The sequence below is a fragment of the Candidatus Neomarinimicrobiota bacterium genome, assembly GCA_022567655.1.
Lineage (GTDB): Bacteria > Fidelibacterota > SORT01 > SORT01 > SORT01 > JADFGO01.
This window is the reverse complement of the sequence record JADFGO010000040.1, coordinates 1-18,188: the sequence shown is the minus strand read 5'-3', so window position 1 is coordinate 18,188 and position 18,188 is coordinate 1. Positions and strand designations below refer to the sequence as shown.

Below are 18,188 nucleotides of genomic sequence, written 5' to 3'. Positions count from 1 at the left end.
CTTTAGCGATGGGTAACACGGTAGTCCTAAAGCCGGCTGAGATAACTCCGCTGAGCGCACTCAAACTCGCGGCGATCTGCAAAGAGGCCGGTCTGCCGGACGGAGTTCTGAACGTTCTTCCGGGCAAAGGTTCTGTCGTGGGGCAGCGGCTTGTAGAACATCCGGACGTGGATAAGATAGCGTTCACGGGCTCGACATCCGTTGGAAAAGGGATAATGAAAACCGCGGCGGACACGCTTAAAAAGATTACGCTTGAATTGGGCGGAAAGTCACCGAACATAATATTTGAAGACGCCGACTTTGACGCCGCCGTCAAAGGAGCTATGAACGGAATTTTCTATAATAAGGGCGAGGTCTGCGCTGCAGGTTCAAGAGTCCTGGTTCAGGAGTCGATACACAAGGAATTTGTAAAAGCGCTTGGAGAGCGGACAGAAGCGATGACGCTCGGTGATCCGTTCGACAAGAACACACGAATGGGACCCGTTGTATCGGAAGATCAGATGAACAGCGTATTAGAATATATAGAATCCGGAAAGTCAGACGGCGCCGATCTTGTCGCAGGCGGTTCGAAGGCTGATATGGACAAGGGATATTTTGTGAGACCGACAGTTTTCGATAATGTAAAGCCGGAAATGAAGATAGCCCGGGAGGAAATCTTCGGTCCGGTCGTTGCGGTCATTCCTTTCAAGGACGAGGAAGAGGCTCTCAAGATCGCGAATGATTCCCCTTATGGTCTGGCGTCAGGAGTATGGACGGGAAATGTCGGAAGAGCCCACCGCGTGGCTGCCGGACTGAAAGCAGGTACTGTCTGGATAAATACGTACAACATCTATGATCCTGCTTCGCCGTTCGGGGGATATAAAGAGAGCGGATTCGGCAGGGAGCTCGGCGTCAGCGCCCTTGAGCATTACACGCAGGTTAAAAGCGTCTGGGTAAATCTCGGATTATGAGGATCGTTGATAACCTCGGATGGAAAAACCGTTAAGACGGTTTCTTAATGATTTTGTGTTACTTTTAGCCCCCGGCTTGCCGGGGGTTAATGATAAGTTATGAAGAGCGTAACCGTTTCAACGGTTTATAATTGAATGAATGAAGGTACCGGATATACTCTCAGGGAGTTGATGATCTGCGCAGCCGCACGCGAAATCGCAGACGGCGATGTGGTATTCGTCGGCATGCGACTCCCCTTGATCGCATTTGTTCTCGCAAAGAGCATCTATGCTCCGAACTCCGTAGGTCTATTTGAAAACGGGATTATCCGCTCGACTCCGAGTCCTTCTTTGATTTACACGATGGGAGATTCCCCGAACATCACAGGCGCTGCGTTTACGGGTGAGATGCTCCCGGTGATGGCTTATCTCCAGCAGGGAAAAGTAGATGTGGGATTCCTCGGCGGCGCGGAAGTGGATAAGCAGGGCAACTTGAATTCTACGGTTGTCAAAAGCGGAAACGGTGAGACCCGTCTTCCGGGCAGCGGCGGCGCTTGCGATATTGCCTCCCTTGCTAAAAAGGTATTGATAATCATGAAGCACGAGAAGCACAGATTTGTGGAAAAAGTAAACTACATGACCTCACCCGGACACGGAGATGGAAAAAACTGGCGGAAAAAGGCTGGACTGACAGGAGGCGGTCCGGCAGCGGTTATTTCAACTATGGGGATATTCGATTTTTCGGATGAAGGACGAATGAAACCGAGAAGCTTACATCCCGGCTTCACGGCGAGCGAGGTTCGGGATGCAACCGGATTCGAACTTGATATACCTGAAGCTGTCGGCGAAACGGAGCCGCCACGGTCTGATGAGCTGAAGGTTATAAGGGAATACGACCCGCTCGGCTTTTGGACGGGCTGGAACTCCCGGAAAGCAAACGGTTGAAAATGGAGAGTAAGCTGCTGTCAATGAAAGAAGCTGTTGAACGATACGTTCTAAACAGCTCCTCGGTTGCCATGAGTACATTCATGGAGCAGATGATCGTTTACGCAGCGGCGCATGAGATCATACGACAGCGCAGAAAAAATCTGACTCTGATAGGTCCCATTTCAGACCTGCTCTTCGATCAACTCATCGGCGCGGGATGCGTGTCGGAAGTGAAGGCGGCGTGGGTCGGGAACGTGATGATGGGTTCGGCATACCAGTTCAGGCGGGCTGTTGAAGAGGGAGTGCCGAACAGAATCAAAATGACCGATTATTCCAATCTGACGATGGCTCTCGCGCTTCACGCAGCGGCATTGGGGGTGCCGTTCCTGCCTACCCGGTCAACGCTCGGAAGCGATATATTAGACGGCAACCCGCACCTGAAGGAGTTTGAATCTCCGGTTTCCGATGATAAGCTTGTCGCCGTCGAAGCGCTGGTTCCGGACGTTGCTATCCTACCTGTTCAGAGATGCGATGAAATGGGCAACGCTCACGTGTGGGGCAGCCTCGGGATTTCCATTGACGCGGCAAAAGCGTCAAAAATCGTGATATTGATAGCCGAAGAAATAGTATCGGCTGAGATCATCAACAGCGATCCGGGAAGGACGCTGATCCAGGGATTTCAGGTAAACGCCGTAGTTCATGAACCCTGGGCGTGTCATCCGTCGCCTGTTCAGGGTTATTACAACAGGGACGATGATTATTTCGCGGAATATCATTCCGAGACGAAATCACGTGACGGTTACGAAAAATGGCTCGACAAATGGGTCTATGGAGTTGATGACAGGGAGCATTATATGAGTCTCCTCGGAGATGAAAGAGTCGACAACCTCAAAATAAAAACACCGGCACCGTCCATACCAGTGGATTATGGGATATAAATTTATTATTTTAGAGATAGAAAGGCCTTCAAAATGGCGATAGCGGATAAGAAGAGCGCAACAGCACAAACAAACGCAATAGAATTTCATGCCACTGTCAACGGCGAATCTGTTTTTTTAAACACAACGGAAGATAAATCGTTACTCGACATTCTCCGGGACGACCTCGATCTGACAGGCGCCAAACGCGGCTGCGATATCGGAGCTTGCGGCTCCTGTGCTGTCATTGTGGACGGAAGAGCTCTTGACTCATGCATCATAGCGGCGAAAGACGCTGTCGGAACGACAATAGAAACTGTAGAGGGGGTGGCAAAAAACGGCGAGCTACACCCGATTCAAGATGCTTTCATCAAAACTCATGGATTCCAATGCGGTATTTGCACATCAGGATTTATCATGTCGGCGAAAGCTCTTCTGGACAAAGAGCCGAAACCGACACTGCCCCAAATAAAAAAGGCTATCCACAAGAACATATGCCGCTGTACCGGCTATGAACAGCTCATAGAGTCCGTGCAGCTCGCTTCAGGGCAGCTTATCGAGGCGGACCTCGAAAAGGGCAACCTCAAGATCGTTCGTTCGATAGATGATGAGTATCCCGATGGAAAATGGCAGGGGAAAGAGCTTCATGTCGTTGGTCATTCAAAATCGAGGATTGAGTCAAGGAGCCGGGTAACGGGCGAGGCGTTGTACACGGCTGACATTGTAAGAGAAGGAATGGCGCACGGGGCGACCGTCTGGAGCGAGAGAATCCACGCAAAAATACTTTCAATCGATACGAGTAAGGCGGAAGAAGTGCCGGGTGTACTCAAGGTATTTACTCATAAGGACATAACGGGAGAAAACGCTTACGGTAAGCGGCTGAGGGATCAACAGGTGTTTTGCGACCGGAAGGTCAGGTACATAGGAGACCCGATCGCGCTTGTGGTGGCGGAAGAAAGAGATACAGCTTACAAGGCTGCGAAATTGGTGAAAGTGGAGTACGAAGACCTTCCTCCGGTTTTAGACCTCGAGGAGGCGATAAAGAGCGACGCGCCGAAAGTGCACGAAGAGAACGAGAACGGCAACATACTGAGCCATTACCATCTTGAAAAGGGCGACAGTGAAAAAGGTTTTGAAGAGGCTGACGTCATAATAGAAAAGCGATACACGACTCAACCACAGGACCATTCGCCGATAGAGCCGGAAGCGGCGATAGCCTATCATGATGATGAAACCGGTAAACTCACGGTTTACTCTCCCGGGCAGTCGGTATTCTATGACAGGTTGAACATCATCCGCGCGCTCGGCGTTCCCAAAGAAGACGTACGATGTATTCAACCTGCTATCGGGGCGGCTTACGGTAAACGGGAAGACATTTACGCACAAATCCACGTTGCGCTCGCATCGATGGCGCTTCAGCGTCCGGTGCGAATCGAGTGGACGCGCGAGGAGACGTTCCTCGCCACAGCCAAGCGGACAAGGCAGATAACCGATATCAAGATAGGCGTCAAAAAGAACGGTAAAATAGTCGCCTATGAGGGAAGAGTTCTCGGAGATTCGGGCGCATATGCCTCATGGTCGGTCAACATCATGAGAAAGGCGGGCGTCCTGCTTACAGGACCGTATGAGATAGAGAATATAAAGGTCGATTCCTATGCCATTTACACCAACACGCCCTTTACAGGCGCAACGCGCGGGTTCGGCGCAGCGGAAACGAATTTCTGCGGCGAGTCGATATTGGATGAGGCGGCGGAAGCGATAGGAATGGATCCGTTAGAGTTCAGGAAATTGAACGCACTCAAAAAAGACGGGAAGACCTCGACAAACTACATATGGGACAGGTACGCGCCGTTAGAAGCGACCCTTGATGAGGCGGCGAAAGATTTCAATTGGACAAAGCGAAAGAGTGAATCGAACAATTCCGACTCGCCGGTCAAAAAAGGTGTCGGCGTCGCAGCGATGTGGTACGGAATAGGTTTCGGTTCCGGGATACCGGATACGACGGACGTTATCGCCGAACTGAATAAAGACGGAACCGTAACGATTTTCGTCGGCACCGTGGATTACGGCAACGGATCGAACACAACATTCGCGATGATGGCGGCGGAAACGCTCGGTTTGAATATGGAAGATATAAACGTTGTGAACGCCGATACCGACAGAACGAAAAACTGCGGCTCTACCGTCGCGACAAAGCAGACGTATACTACAGGTAACGCTGTCATGCGCGCCTGTTATCCGATCAGGAAAGATATACTCTCTGTTGCGGCGAGAATCAGCGGCAAGAGCGAAGACGACCTTGACGTTTCCAACGGAGTCATAACAGACTCTGCCGACGAGTCGTTCAAGATGCAGTTCAAGGAAGCGGCTGACAGGTTCGATGAATTCGGAAAACCGAGACGGAGAGAAGGGATATTCAAAGCGGGAGAACTCACGGCTCCGTTAGACCCGAAAACCGGACAGGGAAATGCCTGGTACCCGATGGCGTTTGGAGCGCAGATGGCCGAGGTGGAGGTAAATACCAAAACAGGGAAAGTCGCCGTCATAGACATCACAGCTTCTCATTATATCGGGAGAGCTATCAACCCGCGAGCGGTCAGGGGACAGATAGTCGGCGGGATTTCGATGGGAGTAGGATTTGCGTTATATGAGGATACGGATTATCAGGACGGAATACCGCAAGCGTTGAATTACGACAAATACAAACTGATGCGTTCGAAGAACTATCCGAACGTCAGCTGCGTAGTTCTCGAACATGACGAATCGACAGCGCCGTTCGGAGCGATAGGCATCGGCGAACCGCCTACGATCCCGACAGCCGCGGCGATCGCCAATGCAGTATATGATGCTGTGGGAGTTCGGATAAGGGACTTGCCTATTACTCCTGATAAGGTGTTGAGGGCGTTAGAGAAAAATGATGCAGAATCCGGTTAAAAACTCAGAATGCGAATCGTGCTTACGAAAGTTACTGATAAATGAAGGTTTTAAACTCAGTCTTCAACGTGCAAGCGGCGAAACTGGAGTCGACATACTGGCATCAAAAAATAATGAGGATTTGCATATCGAGGTAATCGGGTATAAGAAAACTGGTCCAGCACGAGCAAAAGATTTTTATGAAATATTTTTCCGAGCTGTATCCAGACTTAACAATGGTGCTCAGAATTGCGTAATAGCGTTGCCAAAACAGTTCGAAGTTGGCCTTCCAGCACGAGCCGGTCATCACAGAGTTGCATGGGAACGAATAGGCGAAGCATTTCCTGAACTTGAAATCTGGCTTGTGGATGTTGACGAAGCGTCTTACAAGAAAACTTCTTGGGTGTACTGGTTAGGGAAATTCCGTGGCAGTCAGGACTTGTCCTGACTCGCACTAAACCTCTCCCCTTGAGGGAGGAGTTTATACACACCCCGCCCCGCCAGAGGCGGGGCACCCCTCTTATTAGAGGGGAATAAAAGGAATTGCCTATTAGAGAACTCCCGCCGATGGCGGGACTAATCCCGCTGAAAGCGGGGTACCCCTTGTGTTCCCCTCCTTGGTAAGGAGGGGATATTATAACTCTCCCCTTGAGGGGAGTACTCCGTAGGAGGGAGGGGTGTTATCATTCGATCTTCGTTAAATCACACCCACTGTCCCGGCTCAGCCGGGACAACTCATGAGTTGTCCTTGCGCGATTCCTCGTTATTCGGGCAATTCCCCGCTTTCTTCGGGGTAAACGTGAATTGCCCCTACACTTAATCTTCCTAATCCCGTCATTTGCATTGACAACAATATTCTTCGACAGAAACCAAAAGACAATCAGCCTTGCAATTACGAAGGCAATAAAGTACATTTTTAGTGCGGGTTGGGGCTTGCCCCGACCGCTAATAAAATAATAATATGTGATGTCAGGGCAAGCCCTAACCACCACATATTAGAAACTTTGAAGCATAAAGCAGAGAATAAAGTAACTCAATGACAGAAAAAAGCAGTGAAGATTTAGCGCTGATCGAAAAGATCAATAGGGGTCATATGGTTGAATCCGAGGAGGAGATGACTCCCGGCTACAAGAAGGCTCTGACGGTTATCCTGACGGTGCAGGGCGACACGGAACTGATGAGCGCGCCGGCTTATTATCTTGCCGCTAAGGACGCTCCGAATATCAATTCGAGGATAGCGGTTTCCGCTATCATTCAGGACGAACTCGGTCATGCGAATATCGCCTACAGGCTGCTTGAGGATATCGGCGTTGACAAGCGTCAATTGGTTTACGGGAGAGAACCGAACCAATTCAAAAATCCGTACGGATTCGATCAGCCGTTGGAAAACTGGGCTGAGATGGTGGTGGCGAACGGATTCTTCGATAGAGCGGGAATTACACTGCTTGCTGACATACACGACCATACGAGTTACGGTCCGTGGAAGCGGGCGCTCGTGAAAGTAGGGAAAGAGGAGCTGCTGCATCTAAGGCACGGCGAGACGTGGATGAAGAGGCTCTCCAGGGCGGGGGGTGAGCCAAAAAATGGGTTACAACGCGCGGTCGACTGGATGTTCCCGATGACGCTCGAATGGTTCGGGTTACCGGACGACCTTAAGAGACATAACGACCAGCTTGAGTTTAAGCTGAAGGGCTACACGAACGACGAACTCCGTCAGATCTGGATGCGCAAAACCGTCCCCCTTTGCGAAGGGATAGGTATAGATGTCCCGGCTCATTATAATAAAAAGAGCGACAGTTATGACATCGAATACGAATTTCCTATCGAGTTCGATCCGGATGATAAAAAATGGCTTTTCGACGAGCATATCACCTGGGAGAAAGTCTTCGAAAGATGGAGGGGCAGAGGACCGTATAACGAAAGGTTTGTGGAGATGATACAGGGCGATAAGAACAGCCCGTTCTCAGGATTGAATTGGCTGGCGTAACTAAAGAACAGGTCTATGCTGCGCTAAAAGAGGTCAATGATCCGGAGCTTCCCATAAGCCTTGTGGATTTGGGGTTGATCTACGGAGTGGAAGTTGATAACGGGAATGTGGATATCACAATGACGCTTACCGCAAGCGGATGCCCGGCGATAGATATGATAAAAGAAGATATTTTAGAGAAGCTGGCAGGAACGAAAGGGGTTGATTCTGTCAACATAGAAGTAGTCTGGTCGCCGGCGTGGACAAAGGAGATGCTGACCGACGACGGTGTTTACGCCCTAAAAGCGTTAGGGATAGCAGTCTAAACAGGAACATTCAGCGGGGAAATATCATGTCGGAAGACGTATTTGAAGTTTTTGGCAGAAAGTCAAGCGAAGAGGAGTTGAAGCATATCGGATATGTGAACGCTCCCGGAGTCGATCTCGCAAAAGTATATGCCCACACTGTCTATAACGAGGAGAACTGGATTGAACTCTGCGTGGTAGAAAGGGGTGATATTATTCCCGTTTATAACGAAGAAGATAAACTGAACGTGAAGGGTAATTGAGCTTGGTTGATAAAAGAAAAGATTCTCTTCCGGCCGCTGTCAAAGATGAATTCAAAGCGCTGCTACTGGGGATATCCGATACAAAGCTGCTGTTAGGTTATCATTTCGGGGAATGGACTTTCCGTACCCCGACACTTGAGGCGGGTATTGCTACGTGTAATTTTGCGCAGGACGAGCTCGGTCATGTCCGGCTACTTCACGGACTGTTAAAAAACTATTCAGGCGAAAACGACGCGACGCTTATCCATGATCGTCCGCCGGAAAAATACAACGCAGTGGTCAGCTTGAATATTGATATATCAAGCTGGATCGAGCTGATTTCGCTCTCTGCCGTAATCGATTCGGGGCTGACTCTGTTATTGGAATCGATGAGCGATTCGAGTTTTCGCCCCTTGAGAGAAAGAGTCGAGAAAATCCTTCAGGAAGAAAAGTTTCATTCCGACTATACACACGCATGGGTCGTTTCTCTTGCAGCCGATGGCAATGGCAGCGCTGATATGGTTGGTGAGGTCTTCCGAAAAGCTGTTCCCGCTTATACCTCCTGGCTTAGTGATCTGACCGATTCGGCGCTCGTTGAAGAGGGTATTTTGAATATGCCGATCAAAGAGACCCTTGCAAAAACATTCGAAAACGTAAATTCCCTTGCTCAACATTCCGGATTGAACCTTCCAAATTCCAAAGAGATGGAGCTTGAGGAATCTAAGGAGTATCCCCGTTATCCGGATGAGGCAATCATTTATTCGCTCCGCGGAGAAAAGAATGAGGTGTTCAGAGTTTGAATAATACCAAAATTATTCCGGAATCAGTCCGATGTCCATTCTGTGAATCTGAAAACACCGAACTTCATTCACCCTTCGGAACCACGCTGGCGCTGGTTCAATATGTCTGCAACGACTGCCGTTCGCCGTTTGAATGGATCAAGTGGGAGAAGGAAGAAAAGAACGACTGACCCCGCTGTTATTTTTTAAAAGAAACCCTTATAAATCAAATATGGCATGAGGATATAAAGTATCCCGTCGCGGATAGTGTAAAAAATCACAATAATTAGGAGCACTGTCCAACCTTTTTTCTTCATGAAGGACTTCAAGCCTTCCTCCTTGATAAGGGTCATCCACTCGACGATAAAATCAGGTTTAAGAAATTTCATATGAACAGGTCGAATTCGTAAAAACGTTCAGAGCTGATAAAGCATGAGATAAACGATGACGCCCGTGGCGGATACGTACACCCAAATCGGAAAGGTTAGTTTCGCTATTTTCCGGTGTTTTGAAAACTGACCTTTAAGCGCTAAATATACAGTGCGGAGCACCATAGGCACGATAACCACAGCCAAAATCGTGTGAGAGATCAGTATGCTGAAATATATGATTCTGATGATCCCCTCTCCCTGAAACTTTATGGAGCCGACTTCCCAGTGATAAATTAGGTAAGAGGCAAGAAATAAAGCGGAGACCCCGATAGCGGTGAGCATGAATTTTTTGTGTATAGCGTCCTTACCGCGTCTGATATTTCGGTAACCGAGAAGAACCAGAGCGCCGCTGGTGGCGTTCAAGATCGCATTAATGGTCGGAAGTAGAGAGTAGTCCATAAGAGCAGGAGATGAAAGGTCAGTCTGATTCTAACTTCTCAGTTTATTCCTCCATCATACTTTCGATGTTGGAACGCGACATCTCTCCCGCTTTCGGTTCCGGAACCCTGATATCGTTAAGCAGCAGCGTCAATGCGATAGCCATCAATATAAGAGGTGAAAATGCAATCGCGCCGAGTATGCGTTTCTCAAATTTCAAATGCATGAAATAGAGCGCCACCAAAGAGGCTTTTGCAACGGCAGTGGTTATCAGTAAAAATCCCTGGAACAGATTTGAATAAAGGGGACCGTTCGGGATCACGGCGATAATAATCTCGAGTATAGTAAGGAAGAGAAGCCACCAGAATACCTTCATATAATTAGGTTCTGAATGTGAATCCGAAGTCATTTTATCGATCTCCTATAAGATTTTATATTAGGTATATGAACGTGAATACGAGTATCCAGACGAGGTCGACGAAGTGCCAATAAAGCCCCACCAATTCTACGCCGTTGAAGTTCTCCGCTGAAAACTTTCCCTTACGAGCGTTGATCAGAACAACAGACAGATAAGTTACACCGCCTGTAACGTGCATGCCGTGGAAACCGGTAATCGAAAAGAAAGTGGTACCAAAGAGTCCGCTGCCCCATGGGTTTTCTGAAAATCCAAGCCCTTGATGAATCAGATGTGTCCACTCATAAGCTTGAAGCCCGAGAAAAATAACTCCTCCGAGAATGGTAAGAGAGAGAAATTTCGTAAGACCGGCGATGTCACCCCTCTTAATGGCTGATAAACCCTTCACCATGGTCAGGCTGCTGACTATCAGCAAAAATGTCATGAATGCCGTCATGCCGATTCCAAGTACCTCCGACGGCAGGGGCCAATCGTAGCTTGCCGCCCGCAGAGCTGCGTAACCTACGAGCAGCGTCCCGAAGGACATTGCATCACCGGCGAGGAATATCCACATTCCGAGTTTTCCCAAGCTCTCCGGAGTAAGAGGAGTTTCAAAAGATTCGGTTGTCGCGCTAACGGCGGTAGATTCACTCAATTTTATTTTCCTCCATTAAGGTCAGAGCTGGAATCTGATACATTATCGTGGTCTTGGTCTTCAGCTGATCTACGCTTCATGATGATTATGCTCAATACAATTGAGCCTATAATGAGGAACGGCATGCCTGTAAGTAAAGAATATATGGCGATCAATCCACTTGTCCCCCCGGATTCGGCAATTGCCTGAGCGCATCCGGGACAAGCATAGAGAACTGAGGGCGCTGTGAAGGTAAGCAAAAACAGGAGGAGGATGAATTTACCGTTCATCTTAAAAATATACCAGAATATACAGGAAGGGCCAGAGCAGCACCACAAAAAACCAATATATTGCGCATGCCTTCAGCTTATTAAGTTCATTTGGATAGACAATGCCTTTGACAGAAAGAACGGTGATTGTCAAAAGCCATATAAGGCCACCGGCGACATGCACGGCGTGCGCTCCTATCAGCAGATAAAAAATGCTACCGTAAACACTCGATTGAAGGGTCAAGCCGAATCCGACGAGGCGAAACCATTCGTAACCCTGTATTGCAAGGAAAACGCCGCCGAGGATCGAGGCGGTTAGCATATAGCGGAGAAGAAGAGTGCGATTTTTGGGTATACTCCATGCCCGTGACATAAAATATCCGCTCGTTAACAGTAATAAAGTGTTTATTCCTGTAACAAAGACAGGCAGGGTAGGTTGACCCGGAGGAGGCCAATTCGCGGCACTGATCTTGAGAAGTAAAAAGGCTCCGGTCAATCCCGAGAAGAACATCAGTTCGGCGCCGATGAAAATGAACATCGCGAGATACGTACTGTTAATGAGCGGTCTTTGTCCGCTGCCGATATTTTCGTTCATAATAGTTGCAGCAGGGTTGCTCATAATCAGTTTTTCACCAATACCGTAATAATGGTAATCACTACCTGGAGGGTCACAACCCCGCCGATTATCAGCAATGTCAGCCGTTTCCTTTTTTTAATGTCCATCGCATCCATAATGGTCAGAAGGTTATCCTATCGTAGCTCATGATCCCGAGCAGAAACGGAATGTATAAATAAGAGGCATGCAGCAGGTTTTTAGCCGAAGGTATGGAGCGGTTCATTGCGAATCGCGCAGCAAAAATGGCAAACGCAGCGCCAAGTCCGAGAGCGGTAAAAAAATGAATTTGTCCCGATATTCCGAGTATACTCGGCATGAGTCCTATCGGCAGCAGCGCCATAGTGTTTATTAAAACCTGATGCCCTGTAGCATTACTCTCAGTGCTGATGTCAGGCAGGAGTTTTATCCCCGCTCTTTCATAATCACTCCTATAAAGCCATGCGATCGCAAGGCTATGGGGTATCTGCCAGAAAAACAGAATAGCAAACAAGATCAGCGCGCCCATCTCGAAACTCCCTGTCGCGGCTATCCAACCGCCCGCCGGGGGCAATGCTCCGGGAACCGCGCCAACCACAACGCAGAAAGCAGATTTTTTCTTCATTGGCGTATAAACGAACAGGTATACCGAAATAGAAAGTAGAGAGAGGATGCCTGTCAAAATGTTTATATGAACAAAATTTATATATAGACCGGCTATGCTTAGAACTAAACCAAAAATCATTGCATCTTTTGGTTTCAGCCTGCCATCGGGGAGAGGGCGGTTACAGGTTCGCTTCATCAGCCCATCGGATTCTCTTTCTATATGTTGATTAAGAACGAGAGCCCCGGCTGCCACGAATGTCGTACCTATCAGTGTGATAGCCATCAGGTCTAAATTTAACGAACCGTTCGAGCCGATATAAAAGCCCGCAAGCGTTGTCATAAGAACGAGCGAAATCAGTTTCGGTTTGGTCAAGCTGATAAAATCCATGAAGATATTTTTCATGCGGTTACCGTTCCCGGTGAGCTGTTTGTTACCCGGAGGACGCTGAGGGTCAGCGCTGTCGATGCGGCGAATAGAATTGCGCCTGTCAATACGTGAATAAGCGTCATTGCAATGACCAGCGGTGGAGCTTCAAGCCGTTCGGGGGAGAACAGTTTCATCATAAAAGCGCCCATACCGGTAAACAGTTGAAAAACAAGTAATGCAACAAGCGCAACGGAGATTCTTTTAATAAAGACTATACCGTTAATTTTTTTATTCACCGAGTCCGTTAAAATGAACGCCATTATAGTCACGACGAATGCAAAGAAAAGATGAAGCCAGAGCAATTCTCCCGTATGGCGATATACCGCTCCGAGCATAAGTTGCAAATAAATAACAACCGACGTCATGATCGTTAGAGTTTTGAAAGAGCGATTCACTTCTATTGGGAGATCGGCTTCAGAGCGCCGCCAAAAGTCTGTTAAAAACAGAGCGATACTGACGATCAGCGCGAAAAAAGCATGGGCAAACGCCCCGTGGGCGACGGCAAAGGCGGTGCTTATCTGGACAACGCGCAGTCCGCCCAATATACCCTGAAAAATTACGGCAAACAGAGCGATGACCGAGAGCCATTTTAACCATGTGCGCTCTTCTCTCAACCAGATAAGGAGTGTAAGTCCTATGGTCAGCAGTCCTACAAGAGAGCCCATTAACCGATGACTGTGTTCATAAAAGATTCCGCCGATCATTTCGGATAAAGGAAACGTGAACATATTATATCCAAATGTAGTGGGCCAGTCAGGCACCGCCATTCCAACACCTTTACTTGATACGAGGCCTCCGAGAGCCAAGAGAAGGAAGGTTGCTCCAACTGTCAAAAAAGCAAAGCTGCTGAGCCAGGCATCTCTTTTTATCTGAGGAGTATTCATTTTTAAATAATCTGCAATCACCTTTCAGCGGCTTGCGATAACCAATCCTCTTCTTTGTCCGGCAGACTGTACTCATAAGGACCGCCGTATACTATCGGCTGTACCGGGAAGTTGCCATGCGGGGGTGGGGTAGGCGCAAACCACTCAAGCGTGTTTGCCTGCCATGGATTATCCTCGGCCGCTTTACCCCAGTACATGCTGTAGAAAAAGTTGAAGAAAAAGAGGATCTGCGAGAAACCGAGCATTATCGCCGAGACGGTTATGAACTCGTTTATCCATTGCATATCCTGAAGAAATTCATATTGCATCGGATTGTAAATTCTCCTCATGTGTCCGCCGACTCCGAGTATATGCATCGGGAAGAACGTTGCGTTGAAGAATATGAAAGTCATCCAGAAATGGATCTTTCCGAGCGTCATGTTCATACCCCTGCCGAACATCTTCGGGAACCAGTAGTATACAGCTGCAAACAGGGCGAAAATGCTTCCGCCGAAGATGACGTAATGAATGTGGGCGACAATGAAATAGGTATCGTGGATGAAGATGTCAACCGGTGTCGAAGCCATGAAAATCCCGCTTAATCCGCCTATAACGAACATCGAAACAAAGGCAAGGGTATTCATCATAGGGACTGTAAACTTAATATTCGCGCCTTTCAGGGTACCAAACCAGTTAAACGTTTTGATAGCTGAGGGAACGGCTATAACCATAGTGGAAAACATAAACGTGGTTCCTATGCCAGGATTCATTCCGCTCTGGAACATGTGGTGCCCCCAGACTATAAATCCAAGTCCGGCAATCGAGATCATTGCGTAAACCATAGCCTTGTACCCGAAGATGGGTTTTCTGGCGAAAACCGACAACAGGTCCGATGCTATTCCCATTCCCGGCAAAATCAGGACGTATACCTCCGGATGCCCGAAAAACCAGAAGAGATGCTGCCATAAAATCGGATCACCGCCACCTGCGGCTGAGAAGAAACTCGTACCGAACATATTATCGAATAAAAGCATGGCAAGAGCTGAAGCTAGAACGGGCACCGCAAGGAGTAATAGTATTGCCACTATGAAAAGAGACCAGACGGTCAGCGGCAGCCGGAAGAAAGTCATCCCCACCGTACGCATGTTGATGATTGTGGTTATATAGTTAATGGCACCCATCATTGATGAGATGCCGATTAGAAGGAGACCGATTATCCAGAGATTTTGACCCCATTCGACTCCTGTAAAATCTGCGGAGGCAGACAATGGCGGATATCCCGTCCACCCGGCAGCTGCATGTCCTCCGGGAACGAAAAATCCGGAGAGCATGACTATTGAAGCGATAAAGGCAACCCAGAACGACAGCATATTCAAAAACGGAAATGCCATGTCCTTGGTGCCGATCATAAGCGGAATCAGAAAGTTACCGAAGCAGCCGATCAGTATCGGCATGATGGCGAAGAATATCATAATAGTTGCGTGCATCGTGAAAAGTGCATTGTAAAACTCGGGTCCTATAACACCGCCGGGTATATTTGAAGTAAACCAGTTTTCTGTTTCATTTTCGAACCAATCATCCCACATTTTATCTATAGCGCCGGATGCTTCACCTGTTTCTATATACTCATCAGAAAGCCCGATAATCGGAAGCGGTTCTTCGGGATAGCCGAGCTGCCACCTGATAAGCATCGCGAGAAGTCCGCCCAAAGCCAACATGATAATCCCAAGAAGCAGGTACTGTTTGGCTATCATCTTGTGGTCTAATGAAAAAATGTACTTCGACCAGATACTCTGCCTGGCGTGATCGTCGTGAGTATTTTCCGTCTTGGTCTCTTCTGTCATATTTGACTTTCCTTAATGTATGGGAAAAATCCTGATAGACTAAATCAGTTTAAGATTCAGGCCAGTTTTCGCTGACCCAATTTTCATAATCTTCGGCTGTATGGACGTAAAGATAACCGAGCATTCCCGAATGACCGAACCCGCAGAGTTCCGCGCACGGTATTTCGTATCTGCCGGTTTTAGTAGCTTCAAACCAAACCATGATCTCTCGTCCGGGCACGGCATCCTGTTTAAGCCTGAGAACCGGTATAAAAAAGCTGTGAATAACGTCGTCGGAAAGCAGATTTATGTGAATTACTTTATCGATAGGGACGTTCAGTTCGTTCTCGATTTCGAGATCGTCGTCTGTTCCGAACATCTTATCGGGACCCGGATATAGCATGATCCAGTTAAATTGTTCTCCCGTCACCTGAACAACAATATCCGCATCCGGCGATTCGATTTTAATCTGCTTCCATACAGGAGCGCTCATCAGCGCAAGTATGAGAACTCCGATTGTCGTCGCGCTTGTCCAGATTATTTCAAGTTTTATGTTGCCGTGCGAATACTCCGCTTTGCGTTCCTTATCATATCTGTATTTAATCAGGAAGTAGATCATCGAACCCGCAACGAGAAGAAAAATGACAGTGGTTATGTAATAAATGAAATAGAAGAGATAATCGATTTCCGCACCATATGTAGATATGTTTTCAGGTAACCAATTCAGCATTTAAGAACCTTTCATTTGTTGTTAAGCTTCTTGTCCCTACCGCAGAATAACCATTTACATTGCAAGGGCATTATAGTATCAAAATACATCTGTATTGTCAATAAAAATATATCCGAAATTCAATACCGCTCAATTTTTGTTATCGGAAGAGCCGGATGAACTGCGCAAAGTCAGGCAAGTATTGAAGCGCAGTTATAATTCCTTGACTTTGGAGGGGGATGAGCATAATTTTTGCCTCGTAAAATCAGGCGCCTTAGCTCAGTAGGTAGAGCAGTGGACTGAAAATCCATGTGTCCGTGGTTCGATTCCGCGAGGCGCCACCACTTCAAACTCTTATAGAACCTACATTTGACGGGTGTTTCAAGAGAACATTGGAACACCTCCTTTTTTATCAAAACAGGCCTGAATATCCCCGAATAGGCCCCAATCCGCGCACATATGCGTACCGATTCAATAATTATTGAATTTTTATCAGGTGGATATCATCGAAATATTGGAGGGTTAAATGTTAGATAAAATCGTGAACGATTTAAAAGAATTAAGGAGAGAGCCTAATTCTGATAGTGCTAATAAAGGAATAGAAGCGCATAAATCAATTAAGGTCAATACAAAGGGTAAAGTTCTCTGTGATGAAATGCGAGAGAAGGTTGAACAATTCATAATGGAGAACAAGCCTCTTCTGATAATGATCGCCAAAGAAAACGCGCACCGATATGATATCCCTATCCAATATGCAAATAATAACCCGGCTGACTGGTATGAAGACTTAATAGCAGTTGGGATATACGGTGTATGCAGAGGAGCATTAGCTTGGCAGCAAAAGGAGATTGAAGGGAGGGAACTCACAAACTTCCAGGGCGAACTTAAACAAGCCGCAAGAGTCCGCATCAGGCATTTGGCTGAGAAGTTGAACAAGTACTGGTCGCTAATAGATGACCGGGGTGAAAATCTATAAAACATTGTGGGGATAGAGAAGAGAAAAAATGAAACAAGACGATTACGATAAATTGAATAAACTGTTTCACGATAACTATACGAGTGAAACAGGTGAGACTCTGAAAGGCGAGATACTGCCCTACAGAACAGAGGTTGGAATTACGTTACCACAACAGAACAAAGACAAGGTACTAATTCATTTGAAACGCGGATCTTATCTTGAGAATATAAAGGAGGTTGTCGGTGCGTTTGAGAGCTTGGCGTTTGTTATCAGGAGATGGACGGAGTTCTCGCAGATATCACTCCGATGGGATTATCCCAACGATTCAGGACGTCACGCCCCTGAGCATTATCAAGCTTTCTTATACCGCGTAAGCAGATTCAGTGAGTGCTATCCATGGTTTTCTGTTGATGATAGCTCAAAGCGCCTATTAGGTAAGCTGCTAATTATGAACGAATTGGAGCTTTTTCTTGATCATCCAAAATATGACGCTCGTAAGAGCTTTTTATCAAAACCGTTGGATCAGCTAAATTCCAATGATTATGAAGAATATATATGGTCGCATCAACGTGAATTAAATGATCTGGCAGATACTAAAGAGATATCGAGAGAATTACCATTGCGGGTCTACATAGAAGATAAACCGGAGAATATTTATATATTTCCTAAAGATTACAGTATGATCGATTTATGGGGCTTAAGTAACAACTCCAATATTCTATCGATATTTAAACTGCATGGACTCAGAACCGACAGTCGTCTGAGCATCATATCGGAGCTGTTTTTCAATAGTATGGTAATGAGGGATGTATTAAGAGGCCTATTTATCTATCCGGAACAAGCTAGAAAAGTATACGTCGGACGAGGGGAGTGTTTTAATATACTAAAGGCGAAGGCTATTAATTCATATATCCTAGGTGTTGAAATCCCGGGCTTGATCGATAATAAGCTAATGAAGGATTTAAATGAAATTGAATCACCCGATATTCCAATCAAGTTTGGATATATATCAATTGATTCCAAATTCAATATGAAGCGAGAAATTTGACTTTTCCAATCTGGGAATAGTGACCTGCCCCCCTAAAGTCGTACCAATAGTTATGTTACAAATTGGTATAATTTAGTA

At 47.1% G+C, this 18,188-nt stretch carries 20 protein-coding genes and 1 tRNA gene; 13 read left to right on the top strand and 8 right to left on the bottom strand.

Going from position 1 to position 18,188, the window contains the following annotated elements; translation table 11 throughout:
• From IID12_05750 to IID12_05705, 10 genes are all read left to right on the top strand, one after another.
• Positions 1-950 (top strand): aldehyde dehydrogenase family protein (locus tag IID12_05750; GenBank protein ID MCH8288591.1); only part of this gene is annotated, 950 nt, incomplete at its 5' end.
• 135 nt (positions 951-1,085) lie between these two features.
• The gene (locus tag IID12_05745; protein MCH8288590.1) at positions 1,086-1,874 is read left to right on the top strand and encodes a CoA-transferase; all 789 of its coding nucleotides are present in this window, start codon (positions 1,086-1,088) and stop codon (positions 1,872-1,874) included.
• Between the two features lie 2 nt (positions 1,875-1,876).
• Entirely contained in the window at positions 1,877-2,794 is a 918-nt protein-coding gene (locus tag IID12_05740; GenBank protein ID MCH8288589.1) for a CoA transferase subunit A, read from the top strand.
• A gap of 33 nt (positions 2,795-2,827) precedes the next feature.
• The gene (locus tag IID12_05735) at positions 2,828-5,707 is read left to right on the top strand and encodes a molybdopterin-dependent oxidoreductase (protein MCH8288588.1); all 2,880 of its coding nucleotides are present in this window, start codon (positions 2,828-2,830) and stop codon (positions 5,705-5,707) included.
• Positions 5,688-6,134: a hypothetical protein gene (locus IID12_05730; protein MCH8288587.1), complete on the top strand. Its 447-nt coding sequence runs from the start codon at positions 5,688-5,690 to the stop codon at positions 6,132-6,134. Before IID12_05735 ends, IID12_05730 begins: the two co-directional genes overlap by 20 nt.
• Positions 6,135-6,779: 645 nt before the next feature.
• On the top strand, positions 6,780-7,673 hold the full coding sequence (locus IID12_05725) for a phenylacetate-CoA oxygenase subunit PaaI (GenBank protein MCH8288586.1): 894 nt from the start codon (positions 6,780-6,782) through the stop codon (positions 7,671-7,673).
• A complete protein-coding gene (locus IID12_05720) occupies positions 7,655-7,978 on the top strand; it encodes a metal-sulfur cluster assembly factor (protein ID MCH8288585.1) in 324 nt (107 codons plus the stop codon). The genes IID12_05725 and IID12_05720 overlap by 19 nt, the downstream gene beginning before the upstream one ends.
• Positions 7,979-8,004: 26 nt before the next feature.
• On the top strand, positions 8,005-8,220 hold the full coding sequence (locus IID12_05715; GenBank protein ID MCH8288584.1) for a hypothetical protein: 216 nt from the start codon (positions 8,005-8,007) through the stop codon (positions 8,218-8,220).
• A 2-nt stretch (positions 8,221-8,222) separates the two neighbouring features.
• Positions 8,223-8,999 (top strand): phenylacetate-CoA oxygenase subunit PaaI, encoded by a 777-nt coding sequence (locus IID12_05710; GenBank protein MCH8288583.1) that lies wholly within the window; start codon positions 8,223-8,225, stop codon positions 8,997-8,999.
• The gene (locus tag IID12_05705; GenBank protein MCH8288582.1) at positions 8,996-9,169 is read left to right on the top strand and encodes a hypothetical protein; all 174 of its coding nucleotides are present in this window, start codon (positions 8,996-8,998) and stop codon (positions 9,167-9,169) included. The genes IID12_05710 and IID12_05705 overlap by 4 nt, the downstream gene beginning before the upstream one ends.
• 225 nt (positions 9,170-9,394) lie before the next feature.
• Here IID12_05705 and IID12_05700 read toward each other — a convergent pair whose 3' ends face one another.
• From IID12_05700 to coxB, 8 genes are all read right to left on the bottom strand, one after another.
• Positions 9,395-9,808 carry a DUF420 domain-containing protein gene (locus IID12_05700; GenBank protein MCH8288581.1) on the bottom strand — a complete coding sequence of 138 codons (414 nt, stop codon included), beginning with the start codon at positions 9,806-9,808 and terminating at the stop codon, positions 9,395-9,397.
• Positions 9,809-9,851: 43 nt separating this feature from the next.
• Positions 9,852-10,196, bottom strand: a complete 345-nt coding sequence (locus IID12_05695; GenBank protein ID MCH8288580.1) for a cytochrome C oxidase subunit IV family protein — start codon at positions 10,194-10,196, stop codon at positions 9,852-9,854.
• A gap of 22 nt (positions 10,197-10,218) precedes the next feature.
• Complete coding sequence (locus tag IID12_05690) at positions 10,219-10,836, bottom strand: heme-copper oxidase subunit III (GenBank protein ID MCH8288579.1); 618 nt, start codon at positions 10,834-10,836, stop codon at positions 10,219-10,221.
• A gap of 270 nt (positions 10,837-11,106) precedes the next feature.
• Positions 11,107-11,703: a heme-copper oxidase subunit III gene (locus IID12_05685; GenBank protein MCH8288578.1), complete on the bottom strand. Its 597-nt coding sequence runs from the start codon at positions 11,701-11,703 to the stop codon at positions 11,107-11,109.
• Between the two features lie 118 nt (positions 11,704-11,821).
• Positions 11,822-12,685, bottom strand: coding sequence for a protoheme IX farnesyltransferase (gene cyoE, locus IID12_05680; GenBank protein MCH8288577.1), 864 nt, complete (start codon positions 12,683-12,685; stop codon positions 11,822-11,824).
• Entirely contained in the window at positions 12,682-13,593 is a 912-nt protein-coding gene (locus IID12_05675) for a COX15/CtaA family protein (GenBank protein MCH8288576.1), read from the bottom strand. The genes cyoE and IID12_05675 overlap by 4 nt, the downstream gene beginning before the upstream one ends.
• A gap of 17 nt (positions 13,594-13,610) precedes the next feature.
• Positions 13,611-15,326 (bottom strand): cbb3-type cytochrome c oxidase subunit I, encoded by a 1,716-nt coding sequence (locus IID12_05670; GenBank protein ID MCH8288575.1) that lies wholly within the window; start codon positions 15,324-15,326, stop codon positions 13,611-13,613.
• A gap of 139 nt (positions 15,327-15,465) precedes the next feature.
• Positions 15,466-16,125, bottom strand: coding sequence for a cytochrome c oxidase subunit II (gene coxB, locus IID12_05665; GenBank protein MCH8288574.1), 660 nt, complete (start codon positions 16,123-16,125; stop codon positions 15,466-15,468).
• A gap of 247 nt (positions 16,126-16,372) precedes the next feature.
• Between coxB and IID12_05660 the strand changes: the two genes are divergently transcribed.
• From IID12_05660 to IID12_05650, 3 genes are all read left to right on the top strand, one after another.
• A tRNA-Phe gene (locus IID12_05660) sits at positions 16,373-16,448 on the top strand.
• 182 nt (positions 16,449-16,630) lie between these two features.
• A complete protein-coding gene (locus IID12_05655; protein MCH8288573.1) occupies positions 16,631-17,080 on the top strand; it encodes a hypothetical protein in 450 nt (149 codons plus the stop codon).
• 28 nt (positions 17,081-17,108) lie between these two features.
• Positions 17,109-18,110 carry a hypothetical protein gene (locus IID12_05650; protein ID MCH8288572.1) on the top strand — a complete coding sequence of 334 codons (1,002 nt, stop codon included), beginning with the start codon at positions 17,109-17,111 and terminating at the stop codon, positions 18,108-18,110.
• The last annotated feature ends 78 nt before the right edge of the window (positions 18,111-18,188 follow it).